Raw genomic sequence first — 23,476 nt, forward strand, 5'->3', positions numbered from 1 at the left:
GACCGGGCCGCTCCATCAGGCCCGCAGCGGGTTGTACCGCGCCGCCGCCATCAGGTACCAGGCGGTCGCGCCCGTGTGCCGGTACGGGTAGTAGCCGAAGCCGAACCCGGTGTCCAGCGGACTGCTCGCGGACACCACCCCGGCCCGCTCGGGCAGCGCCTTGCCGCCGACGGTCTGGCCGGCGCCCAGCAGCTCCTGGGCCTGCTCGGTCGACGCGAGCATGCGCCGGGCACGCGCCTCGTCACCACGCTTCCCACGGTCCCGCAGAGCGAGCGCGAGATGAGCCGTCCCCTCGAACCACACACCGTTGCGGTCGGGTCTGGGCTGGTCCTGCGCGATCGGCGCGTCCTCGTTCGCCACGAGGCTCGCGGAACTGAAGGTGACGCCCTCGTACGACTGCCCCGCGGGCACCGTGCTGTTCGTGCGGCCCGCGTGATCCCGGACGGCGAGCTCCGCCGCGGCCCAGTCCAGCGAGCGGGCGTACCCGCCCGTGCGGGAGCCGAGCGCCAGATGGGTCCAGGTCTGGGTGTCCTCGGGGATCGGGGACTTGTTGACGGTCACCCCGTCGTTGGTGCCGGTGTAGAAGTACCCCCCGGCCGGCTCCCACATCCGCTTCACGAACGCCTCGGCCCGCCCGCGTCGCTCCAGCCACACCCGGTCACCGGTGAGCCGGGCCAGCCGGCCGAAGAGACACACCAGGTCGGTGTTGTGCTCGGTCGAGGTGAACGGCAGCTTCTGATTCGCTCCGTCGACCCCGAACTTGTAGCCGCCTAGCGGCTCGTCGGTACGACCCGTCCGCTCGATCCACTCGCCGATCCGCACGGCACCGGAGAGGAAACGACGCGCCCCGGTACGGCGGGCGAGGGCGCTCAGCGCGATGCCCGCCCAGGCCATGTCGCCCACCGCCGTGCCGGTGAAGCCGAACTGCGTACCGACGTTCGCGGTGCCGTCCGCCCGTACGAAGCCGTCGGGCTGCGGCGAGCCGTCGTAGAAGGTGTACGGCCCGGCGTTGTAGGCCTGCCGGAGCCTGCCGTCGTCGTACGCCGGGTCGTGGGTCTGCGCGTAGAGCAGGGCGTCGCCCAACGCCGTTGCCCTGGCCAGGCTTTCCGGCCTGCGGGCCGCGAGGTGGGCCAGGACCGCCAGGGCGTTGTCGTAGGTGAACGCGGTGCTGAACAGGCCCGCCTGGTCGGTGTAGCTCTGGGTCAGGCGGAGGCTGCCGTGGTCGGGGTAGGCATCCATGGCGGCGGCGAGAAAGGCGCGCCCCCTGTCCGGGGCCGACAGCGGGCCGGCACCCTGCGAACCCACCGCCCCGTCCCGACCCGCGGCGCCGTCCGAACCAGCCGCCAGGGCCTGCCCGGAGCCTGCCGCGGCGAACCCCGCGGCGCTGATGCCGAGGCCGGCACCGATGAGCGAACGCCGGCTCAGCGCCGGGCCTTGTCTGCCAGTCATGGAACTCCTTTGAGAGCGCTCTCAGCACTGGGCGCTCATTGTGCTGGGGCCCCGGGGGCGGGTCAACGCCCCTGCGGGAAAGGAGACGTCCACGGGCATGTCACGGACCGGCGAACGGCGGGTGGATCACTCGCAGACGATCTCGTTCCGCGGCGTGTAGTGCGTACGGAACGGCTCCCGCTTCACTTCCCGGCCGTCGTCGTAGAAGACGCGCTCCACGGTGACGTCGAACCCTTCGAGCGGCGTCTGCGGCACGCACTCCTTGTCGTCGCTCACCTTCTTCTCGGGCTTCTTCACCTCGGTGCGCGGACCCTTGACCGACTTGATCTCGTCGTACTTCCTGGTGCCGAGGAAGGAGACCGTCACGGACGTGTCCGTGGACTCGGCCTGGATGTAGATCGCCTTGCCGGAGTCGTTGGTGAACCGCAGGTCCAGGCTGCCCCAGGCGACCGTCGCCTCGCGGCCCTCCGGGTAGCGCTCGATGTAGAAGGAGTGCGCGCCGTGCTCCACGGGCTTGACCCCGGCGAAGAACAACGCGTTGTAGACGGTCGTCGCCACGGCCGAGACACCGCCGCCCGACGCCTTCGTGAACTGGTCGTCGAGGATGATGATGCCCTCGACGAAGCCGTTGGCCTCGGTGCGCTCGCCGACGGTCCGGTTGAAGCTCCACGTCTCGTCCGGCCTGACGAGGGAGCCGTTGATGAGTTCCACGGCCCGGCCGACGTTCTTGGTGCGGTACTCCGCCGGTTCGAAGTGGACGGTGAACGAGGACATCTTCTCCGTCAGCCCCAGCTCCGCGGCGTTCTCGCGGGTGATCTCGGGCTGGGTCCGGTGCACGGCCACCTCGCCGCTGCGGTCCGCGCCCGACCTGGTGAGCAGTGGCAGCACCGCCTTGCCCAGCGCCTTGTCGGTGACCTCCTGGCCCACCCTGGCGTCCTCGGCGACCACGGCCTTGTCGCCGTCCGGCCGCAGCCTGGCGTTCTCGGCGGTGGTGGTGACGTCGTCCAGGGGGCCGGCCACGGCGGGATCGTCGCGCAGTCCCTTGGCGTCCAGCTCCGGTCTCAGTCTGCCGCTGCCGTCCGGCCGCATCGCCAGGTGCTCGCCCAGCACGGCCTGCCCGACCGTGAACCGCTTGCCGCCCGCGGACAGTGTGACGGGCGCCGACATGGCCGGCCCGGCGAACGCGCGCACCGCCCGCCGTACCTCGTCGGCCGTGACCTTCGGCCGGGTCTCGCGGGCGGGCAGCGGCGTGACCGAGCGGGTGCCGCCGCGCAGGAAGGAGGAGCGCAGCGGGTCGATCGCGCCGTTCACGTCCAGCGCGTACCCCGTGCGGGGTGCGACCTGCTCGACCCGCCCGTCGTCGAAGGTGACGGCACCGTCCCGGGCCTTCTGGTCGAGCCCCTTCGCCAGCCCGCCGAGGGCGGCCCGGGCCTTGTCCTCGTCGAGGCGTACGACCGGCTCGATGTCACCGCCCGAGCGGAAGAACCCGCCGATCACGCTGACCGGGTCGGCGCCGGTGCGTGCCGCCCGGTCGACGGTCTCCTGGACGTCGAACGAGAGCCCGGCGCGCCGCGGATCGACCGTGCCCGTACGGCCACCGACCTGCACGGACAGCTCCCGCGCCCCGGCCGCGCCGAGGTGCCGCTCCAGTTTCCGCACCGCCTCCGCACGGCCGAGGCCGCCGATCTCCACCCCGCGCACCGTCGTACCGGAGTCGATCTCCCCGCCCGTCAGCATCAGCCCGGCGAGATACAGCCCGCCCACGCCCACGGCCAGCGCGCCGCCGGCCAGGGCGAGGGGCGGAAGGGACGTGATGCGCGGGACGGAGGTTATTCGGGGGCGCATGGGTCTCCTGGAGATCGATGACGACGGTGCACCCGGTGACGCGACGCTGCTGCGGGCAAACACATCAAGCTATCCACATCCGGGCGGCAAAGCGGTATGGCCCAGACCACTTATGTCCGAGATCACGCCGGAACGGGCTGGTCCGTGCCCCGCCTCCCCACAGGGCCACAGAGTGATAACGGCGAACAACTGTCCGGTGGTTGGGGCCGTCTACGCCACCATGAAGATCTCTTTCCTGATTCACAACGCCTACGGAATCGGAGGCACGATCACCACCACGTTCAACCTCGCCGGTGCGCTCGCCGAGCGGCACGACGTGGAGATCGTCTCCGCGTTACGTCACCGGGAGCACCCCAATCTCGTCCTCGATCCCCGCGTGCGCCTGCGCGCGCTGGTGGACCTGCGCAAGGAGGCGGACCATCCCCTGCACCAGAGACCGGCGAAGGTGTTCCCGGCCGCCGAGTACCGCCACCGCCAGTACAGCGAGCTGACCGACCAGCGGATCGGCGAGTGCCTGGAGGCGCTCGACACCGATGTCGTCATCGGCACCCGGCCCGGCCTCAACGTGCACATCGCGCGGCAGGCCCCGCAGCGCGTCCTGCGCGTCGGCCAGGAGCACCTCACCCTCGACAACCACCCGCCCGGATTGCGCACCGCGCTGCGCCGCGCCTACCGCCGCCTCGACGTGATCACCACCGTCACGGAAGCGGACGCCGCCGCCTACCGGCGCAAGATGTGGCTGCCCGGCGTCCACGTCGAGGCCCTCCCGAACAGCGTCCCCGACCCCGCGCTGCCTCCCGCCGACGGCACGGCCAAGATCGTCATCGCCGCCGGCCGGCTCGTTCCGGTGAAGCGCTACGACCTGCTCATCGAGGCGTTCGCCCAGGTCGCAGCCGCCTTTCCGGACTGGCGGCTGCGCATCTACGGCAAGGGCGAGGAGGAGCCCAGGCTGCGGGGACTCATCGAACGGCTCCGCCTGTGGAACAACGTGTTCCTGATGGGGGCCGCCACCCCCATGGAGGCCGAATGGGCCAAGGGCTCGATCGGCGCGGCCGCGTCCAACTTCGAGCCGTTCGGCATGACCATCGTCGAGGCGATGCGCTGCGGACTGCCCGTCGTCAGCACCGACTGCCCCTACGGCCCCGGCGAGATCATCCAGGACGGAGCCGACGGCCGGCTGGTGCCGGTCGGAGACGCCGGCGCCCTCGCCTCGGCCCTGCTCGAACTCATCGGCGACGACGAACGGCGCCGCCACATGGGCCGTACCGCCCTGGAGAACGCGCGCCGCTTCGCCCCGGGCCCCGTCGTCGCCCAGGCCGAACGCCTCCTGGAGGAGGCCCGCACGGCCCGGAGCGCGGGCCCACGGACCACCACTCCGCCCGACCACCGAACCAGCAGCGCACTGATCGGCCGGGGCCACGCCGCCCGCGACGCGGCCCACGCCGCGGCCGCCGGCGCACTGCGCGCGATACGCAAGGGACGCCGATGACCACGCACCTCGACACCCACCTGCGCACCCACTGCGCGATCGACCCGGACGGCCGCATCACCTTCCGTCTCCCGCCGGGCCCGGCCTCCCGTCCCCGGCTGCTGCTCAGGCTGCGCCCCAAGAAGGGCCGCCCCGAGACGACCCTCCACCTCCTCGACCTGGAGCCCGGCCGGGCCGACGGCGACCTGCACGCCGTACTGGAACCGGACCCGGTCCTCGACGAAGGCCGCTGGGACCTGTACCTGCTGCCGGAACCGGAAGCCGAACGACAGCGGCTGCGCCCCGGCCTCAGAGACCTGCGGGCCCTCGTCGACGGCCACCTCCGGGACCGGCCCTCACCGGTCGCCGTCAGGATCCCGTACGTCACGAAGGACGGCTTCCTCGCACTCAGGGCTTGGCGGCGCACCGCCCACGCGGAGGCTCGCGCGATCGACGTCACGGAACAGGCCATGACGGTCGAGGCCCGCCTGCACGGCGCCGAGCTCCACGAGGACGCCACCGTACGGCTGCGCCTGCGGGGGAGCGACACCGTACGGGACCTCCGTCCCCGGATCGACGACGACGCCAGAGGCTTCTCCTTCACGGCCGGGCCCGAGGATCTGACGGGTGGCACAGCGGGCCCCGGCCGGATCTGGGACGCCTTCGTCCGGCCCACCGCCGACGCGCCGCCGATCCGGATCGGCAGGCTCCTCGACGACGTGGCGGACCGCAAACACGTCTTCGTCTATCCGGCGCTCACGGCGGGCGGATCCTCCTGGCGCCCCTACTACACCGTCGACAACGATCTCGCGATCGAGGTGACTCCGGCCAAATCGCCGATATGCCCGAAATGAAAAAACCGGGGCCCCTGGATGGTTATTTCGTCGGTACATCGCGACAGCCGTGTGTGGATTCTGTGCAAAGCGGCGGCAAAAAGGCCGGAGGCTCGTCCGCAACAGCCGTAAACGGGAAGGGGACTTGCGGCAATAACCAAACTCAAGTACCTAGATGAATCATGAACCTGTTCAACCGCGTGGTGCCGTCCCGCCGGCAGGCACCGCCAGTCCCCCCACAGCGTCCCGCAGGCGCACCGGCTTCCCCCACCGCCGTCCTGCCCGACCCCGACCTGGTGAATCTCACCGGCGAATGGGTCGTCGACCCTGCTCACAGCCGGATCGGCTTCTCCGTCCGGCATGCCATGGTGACCACCGTGCGCGGTTGTTTCCTGGAGTACGAAAGCCGCCTCTACTTCGACGCGCGCAACCCCGCGCGGTCACGGGCCGACCTCACACTGTTCACCTCCAGCGTCGACACGGGAGTGGAACAACGCGACGCCCACCTGGTCGGCCGTGACTTCCTGGATGCCGCGGCCTATCCGCGTATGCGTTTCACCAGCACCGCGGTGGAACAGGCGGGCAGCGACCTCTATCGCATGTCGGGCGACCTCACCATCAAAGGCATATCGCGGCCGGTCGTACTGGAGTTGACCTACATCGGACACGTCACCGACCCCTTCGGATACGAAAGGGTCGGATTCGACGGCACCACCACCATCAACCGCTCCGACTGGGGTCTGACCTACAACAGCAGGCTGGCCGAGGGAGGCGCGATGGTGAGCGAGAAGGTGCGTCTGCAACTCGACATCGCCGCCATCCGCACGGCCCCCGGGGCCGGCTGAACCCATGCCGGGCGGGGGTACGCCTCAGGGCCCGGCGTCGGCGGGCCCGGCCACGACGCGGAACGTCGCCGGGCCCAGCGTGATCACCCCGTCGCTCAGCGGCGTGCACCGCACACCGCCCCGCCCGCCCGCGCAGGGCGCTGTGCGCCGGGGCCGATGGTCACGTCCAGGACGTTGCGGCGGGTGTGCCGGAGGTCGGCGTCCGCCGGGAGGTTCTCCCACGGCCATCAGAAGCCCCCTAGTAGCGGTCGCCGACCAGCCCGCGGCGCACCTCCACCTGGGGGACGCGCTCGTCGGACGGGCCGGGGGAGGGGCCGTCCGACGGCCGTCCGGCCAGCCGATGCGCGGGTGACACCAGCAGTTGCAGCACCTCCACCTCGGTCATGGCGCCAACCGTGCGCCTCGGCAGTCACCGCCCGGTGGGCTCGTCGGAGGCGTACGGTCACCCGTCCTGTCGCCGCACGAGCCCGCCGTCCTCCGGGGAGGCCCGGCCGTCCGCCGACTCGCCCGCGGTGAGGTGTTCCAGGACCTCGACCAGCTCCTGGCAGGCGCGCTCCACCGAACGCCTGGTGTTGATCTGCTCGGTGATCACGGCCGACAGGATCAGGGCCGTCAGGGCCATCGCCCCGTTGAACGCCTGGAGCTTGATCATCACCTCGACCCTGGTCAGCTGCTCGAACGGCCCGGACCGGTCGGTCGCCGCCACCGTCGCCATGATCGACGCGAAGAGGGCGCACAGCATGCTGCCGGCGAGCTGGAAGCGCAGCGCCGCCCAGATCAGCAGGGGATAGATGAGAAAGAGCAGACTGACCGGGCTGTGCGCGGCCAGCGGCACGACGCAGCAGATGATCAGCGCGAGGCCCGTGGCCTCCTTCCAACGCGACAGGCGCAGCGGCGGGCGGACGCGGGACAGCAGGAGCAGCACGGGGGTGACGATCAGCACGCCCATCGCGTCTCCGACCCACCAGGCCAGCCACACGGCCCAGAAGCTCGGCCAGTCGAGCTTGCCGGTGACGAGCAGGATCCCGGCGCCCACCGTCGAGCTGATCAGCATGGCGGTGAACGCGCCCAGGAACACCAGGGCGAGACCGTCCCGCAGCCGGGCCAGATCGGTACGGAAACCGGCCCGGCGCAGCAGCAGGTACCCGACGACGGGTGCGGCCGTGTTGCCCGCCAGGACGCCGAGGGCCGACGGCGTCAGGGAGGTGAGGGACAGGATGACGAAGAGGGCGCCCAGGGCGATCCCCGGCCAGCAGCGCAGCCCGAAGACCAGCAGGAAGGCGACCGAGACGCCGGTGGGAGGCCAGATGGGGGTGACGACCGAGCCCTCGACGACCAGTTCCCGCAGCAGGCCGAGCTGCCCCGAGGTGTAGTAGCAGGCGGCGACAGCCAGCGTCTGCAGAGCGACGACGACCGGCGTACGCAGATCCCGGCTATCCACCACAGCAGCCATGAGACACCGAGGCCGCCGCGACGGCGAGGCGAGAGCGGGGGCCCTGCGGCCCTATGGCCGAGCTCCCGGTTCGTCGAGGCCCCACGGCTGAGCCCCGGCCCGTCGAGACCCTAGGACGTGTCCGCAAAGTCCCGCCTGCCCCGCGACGCCCGGCACGCTCGCCCACTGCCTTAAGGGCGTGGGAGGTGCCCCCACTCGCCGCACCGTGCGAACACCCGCGTACAACCAGTACGCGGGCATCCGCCCGGCACTCCCCAGCCTTCGGCCGGGGGGACCCCCAGAGCACGCACCGGACGCCGCCGGGCCCGCCCTCCGGGCGGACGACGGGACTTTACGGACACGCCCTAGGGCTGAGCCCCCGGCCCGTCGAGGCCGACCACCAGCACGGCGGCGTCGTCGTCGTGCCCCACACGCTCGGCACCCTTGATCAGGGCGGCCGCGAGCGCGTCCACGTCCATGCCCGCCACCGCCGCGATGCCCGCGAGCCGCATCGCCTGGTCCAGGCCGTCCTCGAGCGGCAGCGAGGGCCCCTCCACGACACCGTCCGTGAGCAGCACGAACACGCCCCCCGTGGTCAGCTCGTACCGGGTCACCGGATACGGCATCTCCGCCTGGATCCCCAGGGGCGGCCCGCCCTCGTCCGTGGTGACACCAGACTTCCCGTCCGCCGTGGCCCAGACGCACGGCAGGTGCCCGGCCCGCGCGCTCTCCAGCACCCCGGCACACGGGTCGAGCCGCATGAAGGTGCAGGTGGCGAACAGATCGGAACCCAGGGACAGCAGCAGATCGTTGGTCCGGGCCAGCACTTCCCCCGGATCGCTGGTGACCGAGGCCAGGGCCCGCAGCCCCGCCCGCACCTGCCCCATGAAGGCGGCCGCCTCGATGTTGTGCCCCTGGACGTCACCGATGGACAGCCCGATCCGGCCGTCTCCCAGCGCGAACGCGTCGTACCAGTCGCCGCCCACGTTGAGCCCCTGGCACGCGGGGGCGTACCGCACGGCGAGGTGCAGCCGGCTCGCGGCGGGCAGGTCGCGCGGGAGCATGCCACGCTGAAGCGCGATGGCCAGCTCGACCCGTGACCGTTGCATCTCGGCCTGTGCGCGCGCCTGGGCCGTCAGGGCCTCGAGCCTGGTCAGCAGCTCGTCTCCGTCGTCCGTCGTGCCGGTGCGGGACATTGATCACTCCGGCGAGGATGGCCACGGTCGGTGACGACCCTCGAAGGCAAATCATCCAATTTGTGTCCATAGGATGATACGTGGCTCAAGGCTTCGAGCGCCGCCCGACCGCCGCCAGGACGAAGGTGACGCTGATCAGCAACGCCCAGGCGCCGAACTTCGCCACCCCCACCGGCTCCCAGCCGTGCTCCTGGTACGGGTAGCGCCAGGCACCGACAAAGGTGGCGAGGTTCTCCGCCACCCACAGGAAGAACCCGATCAGGACGAACGACAGGGCCAACGGCATCCGCCGGGGCACACCCCGCACCGTGAAGCGCACCGACGTTCCCGCGGTGACGGCCAGCAGCAGTCCCGCCAGCACCCAGCGCGCGTCGGGCAGCCAGTGATGACTGAAGAAGTTGACGTAGACGGCCGCGGCCACCACCGCCGTCGCCCGCGGGCGGTAGCGCACCAGCTCAAGATCGAACAGTCGCCAGGCCCGGCACACGTAGCTGCCGACGGCCGCGTACAGAAACCCGCCGTACAGTGGGACGCTGGCGAACTTCAGCACGCCCGGCTCCGGGTAGCTCCACGAACCGAGCGACACCTTCACCAGCTCGAAGGCCAGTCCGATGACGTGACAGACCGCGATGACGGCGACGTCCCGCCCGTTCTCCCAGCCGCGCAGCCAGAACACCAGCGTGAGCAGCACGCCATAGACCACCAGCAGGTCGTAGCGCGCCACGGGAAGGCCGGGCAGCAGGGCGGACACGGCCACGCCGGACAGCAGCGCGATCGCGAACGCGCACGCCCGGGTCTGCGTCCAGGCGAAGTCGAGCACCTGCCGAACCGGCGCGGTCCAGGGACCGGGGGAGCTTGTTGTAGGGATCATGGTGCCCTGTAGGACGGGCCCGTGCCCCTACCGGTTGCAGTGCTCTTCCGCCGTCGGCACCCGCTCGCCCGGGGCCACGCCGTCCCGGGCTTCGGCCACGGCTTCGCGCAGCAGGCGGGCGAGACGTTGATCCGCGTCCGGCGCGGCGCACAGCACCCTGAGAGCGTGTTCGAGGTGCCGCCGCCCCGGCCCACGCCACCACAACAGATCGGCGATACGGTCCGGCAGCCCGCCCGCGCGGACGTGAGCAAGCCTCTCGGCTCGCCGGCGGCAGGCACGGCCGCGCCGCGCCAGACGCCGGGATGCGGGACGCAGCACGCGCGCCTCGTCCACGACCCGGCCGACGAGCCGCGGCGCATAGGCCCGGTCCGCGGGACGGGCGTCGGCGAGCTCGGCGGCCAGGGGCCACAGGGCATGCCGGGTGGCGTCGCCGACGCTGTCGTTGACCATGCGGGCCAGAGCCGCGAGCGCCGGATGCGTACCGGCCGGGCTGTCGGTGAACCGGTCACCGGCCAGCAAGGCGGCGCTCTCCATCAGACAGGCACCGTCGTCGGGGTGCAGATGCGCGAAACGCCCAGGCGCCGGGAGGCCGCCCGTAGGTCCGCCAGGAGCCTCGCGGGGCGGCGGGTCCGGCGTGTGCGGCGAAAAGGCGATCATGTGGGCCTCCGGGCTGGGATCACAGACCGGTGACGGCGTGCAGAACGAGGTAGATCGCGGCGGCGGGAATCCCGGCGCCGAAGAAGGTGAGCACCCAGGCCGTGACGATGGAACGGGCCACTTGCCAGCGTACGTCCGAGGCACGCCGGGTGGCACCGGCACCCAGGATGGCCGCGGTGATCGTCTGCGTGGTGGAGATCGGCGCCTTCAGCAGGAACGCGGTGGTATAGAGGACGGCCGCGGCGGCGGTCTCGGCGGCGAACCCGCGCGGCGGGTCGAGGTGGACGATGCGCCGGCCGAGGGTGGTGATGATGCGACGACCGCCGCTGTAGGTGCCGGCGGCCATGGCGGCCGCCACGGCGGCGATCACCCAGATCGGAACCGAGAAGTCGTCCTGCCAGCCCGCCGTGACCAGGGCGAGCACGATGACGCCCATGGTCTTCTGCGCGTCCTGCAAGCCGTGCCCCAGCCCCATCGCGGCGGCGGACACGGTCTGTGCCATACGGAACCGGCGCATGATCCGCCGGGGCGCCGAACGACGGAACAGCCACAGGATGGCCACGTGCAGCGTGTAGCCGAGAGCCACGCCGACCAGAGGGGAGAACAGCATCGGCAGGACGACCTTGTCCACGATCCCTGACCAGTGCACGGTCGCGGACGCGGCGAGCGCGGCACCGACCAGCCCGCCGATCAGAGCGTGCGAGGACGAGGTCGGCAGCCCCCGCCACCAGGTGAACACGTTCCACCCGATGGCCCCGATGAGGGCGCACAGGACCAGCAGCAGACCCGAGTCGTCCTCGGGCGCGGCGATGATGCCGCTGCCGACGGTCTGGGCGACCTCGGTCCCGAGGAAGGCGCCGCAGAAGTTCATCACCGCGGCCATCATGAGCGCCACGCGCGGGGTCAGGGCCCTGGTGGAGATCGAGGTGGCGATCGCGTTCGCGGCGTCGTGGAAGCCGTTGGTGAAGTCGAACGTCAGCCCCACAATGATGATGAGCACCACCAGAGTGAGCTCCATGACCGATCACCTTTCCGCGGGCAGAGCGCCGGACCGCGCCACAGGCGCCGTCGGCGCACGGAGTCCATCGTGCCGCGAAACCCTCGGTCGGACCCGCCCGGAGCGGCGGTAGTGGGACGGGGGGAGCGGATGATCCGTTTACGGTGTCCTGGTGCGATGTGTCACGAAATGGGCCCTGGTGTCGTCGGCGTGCGCTCCTGCCGTGCTGATCATCGGCTGGATGGTGGCGGCGGCACTGCAAGGCCCCGCCTACGACCCGGCCGCTCAGACGATCAGCGTCCTGGCGGCCCCCGGGGGTTCCGGCTACTGGGTGATGACAGGCGCGTTCATCGCCCTGGGCACCTGCCACCTGCTCACCGCCTGGGGGCTGCGCCCGGCTGCGGCCCCCGGCCGGGTGGCGCTGGCGGCCGGGGGAGTGGCCGCCCTGGTGGTGGCCCTGGTCCCGGCGCCGAGCAGCGGCGGCTCCCTGAGCCACGGCTCGGTCGCCGTCATCGCCTTCATCGTCCTTGCGGCCTGGCCGGTCCTGGCCGTCCGAACCGGCGACAGCGTCCCCTGGGCCCTGCGGCCCTTACCCTCCCTGGGAGCCACCGCGGTGATGGCGGTCGGCGCCGCATGGTTCCTGCTCGAACTGCACCTGCGCGGCGTCGCCGGTGTGGCGGAACGCGCGGTCACGACTCTCCAGTCGGTCTGGCCCTTCGTGGTGGCCCTCTCCTGCCTGCGCCACTCCGCACGCGCGGCGCCCCCGGGATGACGGCCCGGGTCCCATACGGAGCGGCCGTCGATAGGGTGACCGCCGTGATGGTGGGCAGCGAGGAAACCCGGCTGGTCGTTCTGCGCGGCAACAGCGCCTCGGGCAAGTCGTCCGTCGCAACCGGTCTGCGCAAGGAGTTCGGCCGCGGCCTGGCCCTGGTCGCCCAGGACAACCTCCGCCGCGTCGTACTGCGCGAACACGACGTGCCCGGTGCCGCGAACATCGGCCTGATCGACACCGTGGCGCGCTACGCCCTGGACGCCGGGTTCCATGTCGTCGTCGAAGGCATCCTCTACGCCGACCGCTACGGCGACATGCTGGGCCGGCTGCGTGCCGACCACCGCGGCACGACCCACCACTACTACCTGGACGTACCGTTCGGTGAAACCCTCGCCCGGCACGCCACCAAGCCGATCGCCGACGAAGTGGACGAGACGCGGCTGCGCGACTGGTACCGGCCGCTCGACCTGCTGCCCGGCGGAGTCGAGACGGTCATCGGCGCCGACAGCACCCTCGCAGCGACCATCGACCGCGTCATGCGTGACACCGGCCTGTGCCGTCAGGCAGAGACCGCGCGAGGCGGCCACACGAACGCCGTACGTACGCGCTTCGTACGCGAAAGCGACGCTCCACGCTAGGGTGGCGAGTCGGAGGTGCTCGATGTCCGAGCTGTTCGACGCGGTCGACGCCCTGGTCGCGTCCCGCTCCCCGCTGCCGCCCCCGGCGGAACGCAAGCGGCTGCGCCAGGCCCACGGCCTGACGCTGGACGAGGTGGCCGCCGCTCTGCAAGTACGGCGCGCGACGGTCAGCGGCTGGGAGGCCGGCAAGACCGAACCGCGCCCGCCGGAGCGCGACGCGTACGCCCGCCTGCTCAAGCAGCTCGCCCAGCTCTACCCCGCCACCGACGCCGCTGTGCCCCCGAAGGACACGTCGGTTCCCGAGACGCCTGCCGCCCCTGCCCCCGCCGTGCCGACACCATCGGCAGCCGAACCGCGCACAGGATCAACGGACCCGACCCCGGCGGCTCCTCCCGGGAACGCCGCACCTCGCCCCACCGGTCCGGCCGCCGTGCCGCGTCCGGCGGCCGGGGACACGACCAGGCCGTCGTCGACGTCGCGCCGCCCCGGCACCCGGAAGGCTGCCCCGGCGAACCCCCCGACCACCGACACCGACCCGCGGTTCGCGAACGGTCCGCTGCTCGTCGTCGACGCCGACGACGGCTCCCAGGTGACCGGCTACGGCATCGGCGGCCTGGTCCTCGACGTGCCCGCCAAGTCACTTCCCGCGCTGGTGGAGTGGACGCTGAAGGAGGCCCGGCTCGGGGCCGGCAGGCTGCACGGCTCCGGCAAGGACGCCGACCCGCTGCTCGTCCTCACCGAGGCCGCGTGCGAACGGTACGGGCTCCCGGTGGAGCTGTCGGACGCCGAGCGGCTCGCCGGACGCCTCCCGGACGGCCACAAGATCCTCAGGCAACTGGACCGGGCCGACTGGCGGCTGACCAAGCGGGGCTTCGGGCCGTGGGCGCGGATCTACCGCCCCGCCCAGGGCCGGCAGCGCCAGTGCGTGCAACTGTGCATCCCCTCGTGGAACGCGCTCGACGCCCGCACCTGGGGCCACGCCGCGCAGCTCGAACCGGCGGAACTCGCCCGCGTGCTGGGCACCTACGCGGCCCGCGTGATGACGCCGCGCGGCTCGACGGCCGTCACCGGCCTGGAGCTGATGACCGCCCTCAATCCGCCGACCCGGGCGAGCGAGGCGGACGAGACGGGGAAGCGGCACAAGGAACACCGGCCCGGCTCGCTGGGCGAGCACCCGATCGACTGCGCCCCGTGCGAGGCCCCGGACGGGCATCCACTGCTCGCCGGTCTGCCCCGCTTCCACCAGCGGGGCCCGGACGAGATGCTGTTCGAGGAGGCGTACGACTGGGCGCGCGAGCTCACCGACGCCGAGTGCATGCGGCGGTACCTGGTCGGCATCGACGTCAACCTCGCCTTCGGCGCCGCCGCCAACGGAGCCGTCGTCGGCCTGGCGACGCCGCCCGTGCACCTCACCCGCCCCGCCTTCGACCCGACGCTGCCCGGGTCATGGCTGGTCGACCTCTCCCACGTCGACCTCTCCCGCGTCCTGGTCGGCAAGCAGTGGCGCCGGCTGGAGGGCGCGCTGCTGCCCAGCCCGTTCACGCCGACCGGCGAGCGCCCGCAGGGCCCGGCCTGGTACGCGACTCCGACGGTGGCGTACGCGGTGGAGCTCGGCTACGACGTCGCCCCGGCCGAGGCCTGGGTGAGGGAGGACCGGGGCAGGTTCCTGGACGGCTGGTACAAGCGGCTGCGCAACGCGTACGTCGACACCATGGCGGACCTGGGCGTGGGCGAGAAGCTCCGCACCCCGGAGTTCCTGACGGCGATGGACGGCTACAGGCAACGCGATCCCGAGATGGCGATCGTCCTGGACGCGATCAAGTCCACGGTGAAGGGCGGCATCGGCAAGCTGCGCGAACGGGCGCGTGGCGGCGGCTGGAAGCCCGGGCAGCCCTGGCCCGCCCTCTCCCGCCCGACATGGCGGCCCGACATCCGCGCCGTCGTCATCTCCCGGGCCCGGATCAACATGCACCGCAAGATGCTCAACCTGGCCGTCGCGACCGGCCAGTACCCGGTGGCGGTCCTGTCGGACTGCGCCGTCTACGCCGCCGACGGTCCCAGCCCGCTCCACGTCCTGCCGTACGACGCCGACGGCAAGACCGTGCCCGGCAGCTTCCGGCTCGGAGTGTCGCCGGGGATGGTCAAGCACGAGGGCACCCAGACCACTCTGTGGGCCGAAGCGGTGCGGGAGAAACACGGACAGGTCCTCAACCTCGCCCGCTACATCAAGACCGGTGAGGTCACGGCCAAGGACGACGGGGAATAGGGGAGCGAGCCGATGGACACGGTCGGGGACGGTCTCGACGCCGCGCTGCGGAAGGCGTTCACACGCCCGATCCCCAGGAGCGCGGGTGCACAGATGCGCTACCTGGTCAGGCAGCTCAAGGGCACCAGGCCGGTGGCCGAGTTGCTCGGCATCACCCAGCGCACCGTCGAACGGTATGTGAAGGACCAGATCAAAAAGCCCCGTGCCGACCTGGCGCAGCGCATGGAGCGCGAGGTCACGGCGCGGTGGCAGCCCCAGATCCGGGCCAGGGCCAAGCAGACGGCGGCCACCACCGACGGCATCGTCATCGACACCCGCGCCCGCTTCGGCTACACCGCCGCCCCAGGCACCACCGACGACGCCCGGCTGCGCCATCTCACCGTCGCCCTGCCCCCGCAGTACGCCGCCCGCCTCTTCGAGGCCAAGGAGGCCGGCGGCACGGAACAGCAACTGCGGGACATCGCGGCCGAGGCACTGGGCGAGGTGTACTTCCGCGACAACGGCCGCCGCGCCCACGGCCTCGAAGTCGAGTTCACCGACGTGGAGCACCTCGAGTTCGACCTCTGACCGTCGATGGCCTCCGCGCTCCCGGCGATCTTTAATCCGGTGCTCGACTCGCTGTGTGCCCCCTACAGTGCAACCCGATGACACTCCTACATGTCCATGACTATGGGGGCGATGGCCCTCAACTGGTTCTGCTGCACGGCTTCTCACGGTCGCTCGCCGACTGGGACGCCGCCGCCACCCTCCTCACCGCCGGGCACCGCGTCCTCTCCGTCGACCTCCCCGGCCACGGTCGCTCTCCCGGCATCTCGCCCTGGACCATGCCCACCGTCGTGCGGCACCTCGCGGACGCGCTCGACGCGCACGGCGTGCCGGAGGCCGTCCTGGTGGGCCATTCCCTCGGCGGAATGGTCGCGGTCGAGTACGCCCGGGCGAACCCGAACCGTGCCCGTGCCCGTGCCGCCGTGAATCTCGACGGCTTCTGGTGGGGACGCGAGTACCCCGGAGCCGACCGGGTGGGTGAGGCGCTGCTGGCGTCGTCCGGGGCCGTCGCGCCACCCGAGTACATCGCAGAGAAGGCCGTCAACGACTCTGCCCGGCTCGGGATTCCCGCCGGCCGTGCGGAGGCCGCTGCCCGCGCGGCCGCACGCCTCTTGCCCGACGGCACGTGGCAGACGCTTCCGGAACGGGCGACGGCGCTGGAGATCCGGGACGAACTCCACAAGCTCGGCGCGCTCGGTGTCGCCGCATGGCTGGAGGGGGCCGACTGCCCGCTGCTGCTGGTACAGGCCGGCCGACGGCTGCCGCCGGTGCCCGGTATGGAGTGGTTCGACGAATTCAGCACCCGGTTCGGGCAAGAGGTCTCCGACGAACTGGCCGTGCTCTGCCGCGCCCGGCCGACGATCACCGTCAGCCGGATCGACGCCACTCATGCCATGAACCTGGAGGCTCCGGAAGTGGTGGCGGCGCTGGTCTCCGACTTCGTTCGAGGGCTGCTTCAACCGTCGTGACAGCGGCCGTCGAACCTCACTCGTGGATCTCTCGGCCCACTTCCCGGCCGATGTCGATCACGAGTTGCCGGTGGGTGCGGGCCATGCCGGTCAGATCGGCGCGCAGCTCGGACAGCCAATCCGGTTCCTGCCGGGCGGGTTCGCCCAGCGCGCGGGTGATGCGCACGAGAGAAGCCGCGGCGTGCAGGCCGGCGAACAGCGGCAGGCGCCCCAGCTCCTCATCGTCGAACGGGCGCACGCCGCGGTAGCCGTCGAGGAAGGCGTCGAACCGTGCCCGGTGCCCGGCCGCGGGCCGGCCGGTGCGGTCGGTCAGGTCGCGCACGGCGAAGGCGATATCGGCGGCGTACCAGGAGAGGGCGGCCTCGTCGAAGTCGTAGGCGGTCGGGCCGCCCTCCTCCCAGGCCATGTTGTCCAGCTCGAAGTCGCCGTGCACCACACCCCAGCGGTCCTCGCAACGCGGCAACTCGCGCATCACGTCGGTGAGCCGCGCCGTCGCCTCGACCAACTCGGCGTCATCGGCGAATAGTTCATTGATATCCGGAAGTTCGCCGAACGATTCGGGCAGCCCGGCACCGAGCCCGGCGGCATCGCGGTGCAACCGGGCCAGTGCCTGCCCCCACTGCCGCGCTCGCGATTCGGTGAGTTCGCTGACGTCGACCTCCGCGCCGGGAGCCGGTTCCACCACCATGGCGTGCATGGCACCGAGACCGGTCGCCACGGTCACGGTCAGCGCTGCGGACTCGGCGGCGACCGGCCGCACCACCGCCGAGCCGCCGTCGCTGAGCCGTGCCATCAGCTCGGCCACCACGGCCAGGGACTCAGGTCCGCGGCAGGAGCCGGGCACGAACCGCAGATACCGCCGTCGGCCGTCGTCCGGGAGCACGAAAACATGTGAGGCACTGGAGCGCCACCACCTGGCGGTGCCGGCGGGGTAACCCCACTGCGCGGCGACCTGGTCGGCGATCGGGCTGTCCCATGCTGCGGACACGGTCTGCTTCAGTCGGTCGATCTCGGTCAAGGGCATCATCGCGAGTCAGCTTTGACCACGCAGCCGGCAGCCACAAGCCGATTTCCCGGAGGTGTAACACGGCGGTGCTCGCACGGCGCAGAGGTAAGCAGAAACAGGCCAGTCCGCGGCTGAATCTCACTGCCTCGGGCGACCCTTGTCGACATCGCACACGCGAGATGGGAATATTTCGTGAACGGCACCGACCCGGTTTCCGGATATCAGGCGTACGACCAGGCCCCGGGCCCTGGCCGCCCCGAGCGCAACCAGGACACCGCGCGGCGGATAGGCCTCGCCACCTGCACGATCGCCGATATCGCGGCCGGACTGCTGGGCCTGTGGATCGTGCTCTACCTGCTCGACGCGAACCAGGCGAATCCCTTCGTCGAGTTCGTCCACGGAATGGCGGACTGGCTGTCCGGATGGGCGCAGGACATTTTCACCATGGACACAGAGGGTCTACGCGTTGTCCTTAATTACGGCCTCCCGGCGGTCATCTATTTGCTGATCGGCCACGGAATCGCCGCCCGGCTCAACCGGGCCTGATCCATGACGCGGGCTCGTGCTGAGCGCCCGTCGCAGTGCCTCGTCGAGGAGACGTCGTAGCCGGGTGGCGGTGTTCGCCACCGCGGTGGCGAGGAGTGCCGGGCCGGCCAAGGGGACCAGCACACCCTGGGCTGGGGTGCCGGCGTCGCCGAGGAGGACCGGCGGGAAAGCTGCCGGGGCGAGGGACGGGTCGACGACGAGGAGTTGTCCGCAGGCCCGGAGCGACGTCCGGTACCTGCAGTGGCCGGTTCAGGGGCAGGCGGCGGCCCCGGTACCGAGGCGGCAGCCCACCCCGGCACCGGGACGCCGTGTTCACTCCTCGTCGCGCAGCCGGGCCGTCAAGGAGGTCAGCGGCTCGGTCTCGTCGGTGTGCCCCAGGGCCGTGAGGCGGGCGACCGCCGCGTCCAGGCGGGTGAGGGCGGGGGAGGGGCGCTCCAGATAGATGCCCTCCACGGCACCCGCGAGCCGGACGCACTCGGCCCACTCCCCGGCGTGGTCCTGGTCCGCTCCCGGCTCGCCGAGCAGGGCGAGGGCCTTCTCCAGGGCGGCCAGGGCGTCCTCGTACGCACCGGCGTAGGCGTTGACCCGCCCGTGCTCGTAGGCCAGGGCCGAGTCCAGGGAACGGCCGCGGGCCTCGTACCCGGCGGCGCGGGCCTCATCGGCGACGCGGCCGGCGTCGGCGAGGAAGGCGAGCGCGTCGGCCAGCCCGTCGGGGCCCTGCTGCTGGCCCTGAAGCCGGGCGAGTTCGCGCAAACAGTTGCTGAGCTGCTCGTAGCGCGGGTCCCGGGCATGGGCGGCGAGTGCCTGCTCCGCGGCTTCGCGGGCCCGGCCGAACTCGCCGGACTCGCCGAGGAGTACGGCGGTCTCCGCGGCGATCATGGCGTGGCTTCCCGGGTCGTCGTCCCAGCCGGCCGACTCGGCCGCGAGGGCGACGAACTCCGCCGTGGCGGCCTTGAGGTCGTCCCCCGCGTGGAGCGCGCGGGCGCGGGTCAGGCGCAGTTGGGCGACGAGCCGGTCGTCCAGTTCTCCCGCGGTGACGTCCGGTTCGGCCAGGAGGGAGTCGAGCAGGGCGATGCAGTCCTCGACGCGGCCGAGATCGAGGCTCAGCTGGGCCGCGTTGCTGTAGGTGCAGAACGCGTCGGTCCGGCTGCCGTGGCGAAGGTCCAGCTCCGCCGAGCGCGTCAGGTGCCGCAAGGCCTCGTCGGGACGCCCCAGGAACATGCAGGCCTGGGCCAGATCACCGTGGAGACGGGCGGCGTCGACCGCGTCGGCCGGCCAGTCGGCGGCCAGCCGCAGGCCTTCGGTCAGGTCCGCGTGCGCGGCCTGCACGTCCTGGAGACCGAGCTGGAGCCGGCCCCGCAGCCCGAGCGTACGGGGCAGGTGCCAGGCGGGGCCGTGCGCCTTCAGCCGGTCGAGGAGGGTGTCGATCTCGGTGACCGCGGCGGGCAGGTCGCCGGAGAGGGCGTACGTGCTGGCTCGCAGGAGCAGGGCGCCGGAGACCTGCCCGACGACATCGTGACGGGTGGCGAACGCGTGCAGCAGCTCCACTTCGGCGAGGACCGGCGCGACGTGCTCCCGGCTCCCCGAGGTCTGCAGGCGCAGGCCGAGCGCGGTCGCCCGCATCCGCAGCAGGCGGGCCTCCAGGTGCGGGGCGAGGCCGGGCGTCTCCTCGTGCAGACGGACGATGGAGGCGTGGGCGGCGGTGAGCGCGGCGGCCTTCGCCTCGGTCGCGCCGGCGCCCTCCACCGGGACCTCGGCGGCGGCGAGCAGGGCACTGGCGCGGGCGAGCGCCGCCTGACCCGGCAGTCCGGCGTCGTCGTACAGGCCCGCTGCCTCCTCGTAGAGGCCGGCGGCGACGGCGAACTCGTCCTTGTCGCCGGCCCGGCTCGCCTCGTCGGCCAGCAGGTCCGCGCGCAGCCGTACGAGCGGGCCGACGGCCGGGTCGTCGGGGTGGGTGTAGTCGCGGGCGGCGACGAGCGTGCGCAGCCGCGCCCAGCAGGCCGATGCGTCCGGATAGCCCTGCTCGTCCAACACCCGTGCCCGGGCGATGAGTTCGGGCACCGACTCCGCAACGGCGGCGGCCGTACGGGCGACCGGCGCGGCAACCGGGGCGGCCGGGGCCACGTCGTCGAGGCTGCGGGGGCGCAGGGTCAGCTCCAGCGCGTCCAGGAGCGGGGCACGGTCCAGGCGGGCCGTGCGGCGGTCGGTGTGGGCCGTGGTGCCGTTGCGGGCGTCGAAGCGGGCGGCGAGGTCGTCGGCGCGGCCGCGCACCTCGGCGCGCAGTCCGGCCACCGTCCAGGTGCGGCCCGCGAACCCCGCGGCCGGCAGTTCGCCGTGGCCGAGGAGCTCGACGCGCTGGAGGAGGACCTCCACGCCGGTGAGGAAGCCGAGCAGGTCCAGCGGCGAGTCGACCTCCCCGAACAGGCTCCGGTTCTCGGCGAGCAGCTCCAGGCCGCGTGCCTCGTTGCCGGTCAGCGCGCAGAACTCCAGGTGCCGGCCCACCTCCTGGGCCATCGAGGGGTCGCGGCGGCAGCCGCGGTAGCCGGCGAGGTGCAGTTCGCGGGCCCGGTCGGTGCGGCCGGTGCGCAGCAGGGGCAGCAGCGCGTACGACACGGAGCGGGTCGGCTCCTCCCGGCAGGACTCCTTCCCGGCCAGGACGGGCTCCCAGGTGCGCAGCGCCCGCTCGTCGTCGCCCGCCGTCAGGTGGTACAGGGCGCGCTCGCAGATCTCGCAGGCCTCGCAGTCGCTGAGGCGGGTGCGGGTACGGGCCGCCCACAGCTCGTAGGCGAGGGTGGTGTCCTCGCCGACGTGGGCGGCGAGCTGGTACGCCTGCCCGTAGTAGGGCTGGAGGCCGAGGCCGGCCTTCTCGTACCGGTCACGCATCTCCGTGAGCCACTGGCGCAGACTGGCCAGCGGCACCTCGGGCAGCTGGCGCAGGGCGTGGGCCACCCACTTGAACCGCCAGAACAGCATGTGGCGCAGACGCTCGTCGAAGACGTCGGGCTGCTCGTCGAAGAGGGTGAGCAGACGGGCGAAGGCGACGGGCGACTTGCGGGGTTCGGCGCCGTAGGTGTACGCCTCCTGGAGTTCGAGGAGCGCGTGGACGAGCGGGACGGGCTCCGCGAACTGCTCGGCGGCGTCGACCAGTTCCTCGGCGGTGACGGTGCGGGTGCGGCCGTAGGGGCGCCGGTCGTTCTCCTGGAGCGCCTGGTACAGCTCGTCCGTGCTCTGGGGATGGGGTGCGGTGGGCATCGTCAGCTGTCCTTGCGGAGGGCGTGGGCGAGAAGGTCGAGGAAGGAGCGGTTGATGAGGCTCGACTCGGCGGGCCTGAGCGGGCGCCGGGACAGCATCGCGGCCTGTCCGTAGAGGGCCTCGGCGCTGGTGCGGGCCAGCTCGGGCTCGTCGATGGCGACGGCGGCGCGGACCAGCGGGTTGAGCTGGTTGAGGATCAGCTGGGCCCGCGGGGCCTCCTGGCGCAGCGCACCGAGGATGTCGCCCCACAGGCCGCCTTCCTGCTCGCGGGCGAGCTGGGAGCGGGTGCGCTCGTGCCGGGCCTCGCGGCTGTCGACGAGGAGGGCGGGGGCGTTGGCGGGCTGGAAGGTGCGCAGCGCGACGTCGCAGTCGAAGACGGCGAGGGCGTCGCGGGCCAGGGCGAGGTAGGCCGCGGCGGCCAGTTCCGTCTCCCGGTCGACGGGGTCGAGGTGGGCGGTGAGGGTCGCCGGGTCGAGGTCGGCGACGCTGGCCTCGGGCCTGATCTCGGGCAGCCGGTGGACCAGGTCGCGGTCGTAGGTGTAGCCGCCGTTGACGACGCCGAGCCCGGCGGCCGAGGCGATCGCGGCGACCTGCCGGAACTCCTCCACGCTCGACGTCACGAGCACGGTGCGGTGGGTGCGCGCGAACTCGTCGAGGGTGGTGTGCCCGTCGGTGGTCTCGAACGGCAGCCAGGGCAACAGCATCCGCAGGATCTCGTCGTCGTGCACGGCGAGCGACTTCACGGCCAGGTGGTGGGCCTGGAGGAAGCGGGCGAGCAGGTCGGGGTCGCTGGCGGCGGCCCGGGCGATCCACGCGCGCAGCCGCTCGGCGAGGGCGTCGCGGACGGCGGCGAGGGTGTCGTCCTCGTACAGGGACTCGCGGGACGCCGTCGGGCGCAGACTCTCGGCGTCGACGACACACCGGACGAAAAACGCCCACTCGGGCAGGATCTCCTCTGCCTGCTCGGACAGCAGCATGCCCTTGACGTGTACCCGGTGGCCGTGGCGCCGCCCGGCCGGCACCGCCTCGGGCAGCACGCACGCGATGCCCCTGAGGCCCACGGCCGGCAGGTCCAGCTCGATGGTGTCCAGCGGCTTGAACCCGAAGACCTCCTCGCCGTACGCGGCCAGCGCGCGGGAACGGGCTCCCGGTGTGGGGTACGTACGCGCCCAGGGCGCGGGCTCGGGGTTGACGGGCGCCCCCGGCTCACCCGGCCCGCCCGTGCCGTCGTCGAAGGTCACCGGGTGGCGCAGCAGGGAGCCGAAGTGCCGGGCCAGCGCGTGCACCTGCGCCGGCCGGGTCCACTCGCCCGCGTCGGCGCGCGGCGTCAGCGTGACGGTGGTGCCGGGCCGGGGGCGTGCGGAGGCGGGCAGGGTGCGGACGGTGTAGCTGCCGTCGCCGCGCCCCCGCCACTCCACGGCCGGTGCGTCGGGGGTGCGGGCGGAGCGGCTCAGGACGTGGATCTCGTCCGCGACCAGGAAGCAGGAGAGCAGGCCGATGCCGAACTGGCCGATGAAGTCGCCGCGTTGCTCGGCGATCTTCTCGGCGCGCTTGCTGCTGCGGCCGATCGTGGCGAGGAAGGTGTGCACGTCGGCCTCGGTGAGACCGACGCCGTCGTCCTCGACGCGTACCACCGAACCGTCGGCGTACAGGCGGATGCCGAGGGCGCCGGCGGGGGCGGTCGGTTCGAGGCCGTGCCGGGCGGTCAGCGCGTCCACCGCGTTCTGCATCAGCTCGCGCAGGTAGACCTTGGGGCTGGAGTAGAGGTGGTGGGAGAGGAGATCGACGAGGCCGCGCAGATCCACCTGGAAGGTGCGGTCGGCGCCGGCCGGGTTCGCGGCGGTGTCGGGCAGAGTCATCGGGCAGTCCGGAGTGGGAGAGGTGGCGGG

At 72.2% G+C, this 23,476-nt stretch carries 20 protein-coding genes; 9 read left to right on the forward strand and 11 right to left on the reverse strand.

Translation table 11 applies throughout. The features are described from left to right. Positions 1 to 15: 15 nt before the first annotated feature. A complete protein-coding gene (locus CP976_RS40045; RefSeq protein ID WP_150484746.1) occupies positions 16 to 1,449 on the reverse strand; it encodes a Tat pathway signal sequence domain protein in 1,434 nt (477 codons plus the stop codon). Positions 1,450 to 1,575: 126 nt separating this feature from the next. Next, the gene (locus tag CP976_RS40050) at positions 1,576 to 3,294 is read right to left on the reverse strand and encodes a VanW family protein (protein WP_150484747.1); all 1,719 of its coding nucleotides are present in this window, start codon (positions 3,292 to 3,294) and stop codon (positions 1,576 to 1,578) included. A 220-nt stretch (positions 3,295 to 3,514) separates the two neighbouring features. On the opposite strand from CP976_RS40050, the gene CP976_RS40055 reads away from it, so the two are divergent. The 3 genes from CP976_RS40055 (at position 3,515) to CP976_RS40065 (ending at position 6,440) form a co-directional block, all read left to right on the forward strand. Further along, positions 3,515 to 4,783: a glycosyltransferase family 4 protein gene (locus CP976_RS40055; RefSeq protein WP_150484748.1), complete on the forward strand. Its 1,269-nt coding sequence runs from the start codon at positions 3,515 to 3,517 to the stop codon at positions 4,781 to 4,783. Further along, the gene (locus CP976_RS40060; protein WP_150484749.1) at positions 4,780 to 5,616 is read left to right on the forward strand and encodes a transferase; all 837 of its coding nucleotides are present in this window, start codon (positions 4,780 to 4,782) and stop codon (positions 5,614 to 5,616) included. Before CP976_RS40055 ends, CP976_RS40060 begins: the two co-directional genes overlap by 4 nt. A 161-nt stretch (positions 5,617 to 5,777) precedes the next feature. Continuing rightward, the gene (locus CP976_RS40065; RefSeq protein WP_086846458.1) at positions 5,778 to 6,440 is read left to right on the forward strand and encodes a YceI family protein; all 663 of its coding nucleotides are present in this window, start codon (positions 5,778 to 5,780) and stop codon (positions 6,438 to 6,440) included. A gap of 238 nt (positions 6,441 to 6,678) precedes the next feature. Here CP976_RS40065 and CP976_RS44110 read toward each other — a convergent pair whose 3' ends face one another. From CP976_RS44110 to CP976_RS40095, 6 genes are all read right to left on the reverse strand, one after another. Beyond that, positions 6,679 to 6,825 carry a hypothetical protein gene (locus CP976_RS44110; RefSeq protein ID WP_229876328.1) on the reverse strand — a complete coding sequence of 49 codons (147 nt, stop codon included), beginning with the start codon at positions 6,823 to 6,825 and terminating at the stop codon, positions 6,679 to 6,681. Between the two features lie 57 nt (positions 6,826 to 6,882). Further along, the gene (locus CP976_RS40075; protein ID WP_150484750.1) at positions 6,883 to 7,893 is read right to left on the reverse strand and encodes an MASE1 domain-containing protein; all 1,011 of its coding nucleotides are present in this window, start codon (positions 7,891 to 7,893) and stop codon (positions 6,883 to 6,885) included. Positions 7,894 to 8,237: 344 nt separating this feature from the next. Further along, the gene (locus tag CP976_RS40080) at positions 8,238 to 9,068 is read right to left on the reverse strand and encodes a PP2C family protein-serine/threonine phosphatase (protein ID WP_150484751.1); all 831 of its coding nucleotides are present in this window, start codon (positions 9,066 to 9,068) and stop codon (positions 8,238 to 8,240) included. Positions 9,069 to 9,153: 85 nt separating this feature from the next. Then, positions 9,154 to 9,939 carry a DUF817 domain-containing protein gene (locus CP976_RS40085; protein WP_190147021.1) on the reverse strand — a complete coding sequence of 262 codons (786 nt, stop codon included), beginning with the start codon at positions 9,937 to 9,939 and terminating at the stop codon, positions 9,154 to 9,156. A 27-nt stretch (positions 9,940 to 9,966) separates the two neighbouring features. Beyond that, positions 9,967 to 10,596, reverse strand: a complete 630-nt coding sequence (locus CP976_RS40090) for a hypothetical protein (RefSeq protein ID WP_229876326.1) — start codon at positions 10,594 to 10,596, stop codon at positions 9,967 to 9,969. Positions 10,597 to 10,615: 19 nt separating this feature from the next. Next, positions 10,616 to 11,614: an inorganic phosphate transporter gene (locus tag CP976_RS40095; RefSeq protein WP_150484753.1), complete on the reverse strand. Its 999-nt coding sequence runs from the start codon at positions 11,612 to 11,614 to the stop codon at positions 10,616 to 10,618. A 151-nt stretch (positions 11,615 to 11,765) separates the two neighbouring features. Here CP976_RS40095 and CP976_RS40100 point away from each other — a divergent pair, with 151 nt between their 5' ends. The 5 genes from CP976_RS40100 (at position 11,766) to CP976_RS40120 (ending at position 16,783) form a co-directional block, all read left to right on the forward strand. Further along, a complete protein-coding gene (locus CP976_RS40100; RefSeq protein WP_150484754.1) occupies positions 11,766 to 12,365 on the forward strand; it encodes a DUF998 domain-containing protein in 600 nt (199 codons plus the stop codon). A gap of 47 nt (positions 12,366 to 12,412) precedes the next feature. Beyond that, on the forward strand, positions 12,413 to 13,003 hold the full coding sequence (locus CP976_RS40105) for a P-loop NTPase family protein (RefSeq protein WP_229876369.1): 591 nt from the start codon (positions 12,413 to 12,415) through the stop codon (positions 13,001 to 13,003). A gap of 22 nt (positions 13,004 to 13,025) precedes the next feature. Next, positions 13,026 to 15,269 carry a telomere-associated protein Tap gene (gene tap, locus CP976_RS40110; protein ID WP_150484755.1) on the forward strand — a complete coding sequence of 748 codons (2,244 nt, stop codon included), beginning with the start codon at positions 13,026 to 13,028 and terminating at the stop codon, positions 15,267 to 15,269. 12 nt (positions 15,270 to 15,281) lie between these two features. Next, positions 15,282 to 15,836, forward strand: a complete 555-nt coding sequence (gene tpg / locus CP976_RS40115; protein ID WP_150484756.1) for a telomere-protecting terminal protein Tpg — start codon at positions 15,282 to 15,284, stop codon at positions 15,834 to 15,836. Positions 15,837 to 15,913: 77 nt separating this feature from the next. Next, positions 15,914 to 16,783, forward strand: coding sequence for an alpha/beta fold hydrolase (locus CP976_RS40120; RefSeq protein WP_150484757.1), 870 nt, complete (start codon positions 15,914 to 15,916; stop codon positions 16,781 to 16,783). Positions 16,784 to 16,799: 16 nt separating this feature from the next. Here CP976_RS40120 and CP976_RS40125 read toward each other — a convergent pair whose 3' ends face one another. After that, complete coding sequence (locus tag CP976_RS40125) at positions 16,800 to 17,807, reverse strand: phosphotransferase enzyme family protein (RefSeq protein WP_373304921.1); 1,008 nt, start codon at positions 17,805 to 17,807, stop codon at positions 16,800 to 16,802. Positions 17,808 to 17,981: 174 nt separating this feature from the next. Here CP976_RS40125 and CP976_RS40130 point away from each other — a divergent pair, with 174 nt between their 5' ends. Next, positions 17,982 to 18,335: a hypothetical protein gene (locus CP976_RS40130; RefSeq protein WP_190147020.1), complete on the forward strand. Its 354-nt coding sequence runs from the start codon at positions 17,982 to 17,984 to the stop codon at positions 18,333 to 18,335. A 312-nt stretch (positions 18,336 to 18,647) separates the two neighbouring features. Here CP976_RS40130 and CP976_RS40140 read toward each other — a convergent pair whose 3' ends face one another. Both CP976_RS40140 and CP976_RS40145 read right to left on the reverse strand, forming a co-directional pair. Further along, positions 18,648 to 21,587, reverse strand: a complete 2,940-nt coding sequence (locus CP976_RS40140) for a hypothetical protein (RefSeq protein ID WP_150484759.1) — start codon at positions 21,585 to 21,587, stop codon at positions 18,648 to 18,650. A gap of 2 nt (positions 21,588 to 21,589) precedes the next feature. Then, positions 21,590 to 23,446 carry an HSP90 family protein gene (locus CP976_RS40145; RefSeq protein ID WP_150484760.1) on the reverse strand — a complete coding sequence of 619 codons (1,857 nt, stop codon included), beginning with the start codon at positions 23,444 to 23,446 and terminating at the stop codon, positions 21,590 to 21,592. Between the last annotated feature and the right edge of the window lie 30 nt (positions 23,447 to 23,476).

The sequence above is a fragment of the Streptomyces coeruleorubidus genome (genome assembly GCF_008705135.1).
GTDB lineage: Bacteria > Actinomycetota > Actinomycetes > Streptomycetales > Streptomycetaceae > Streptomyces > Streptomyces coeruleofuscus.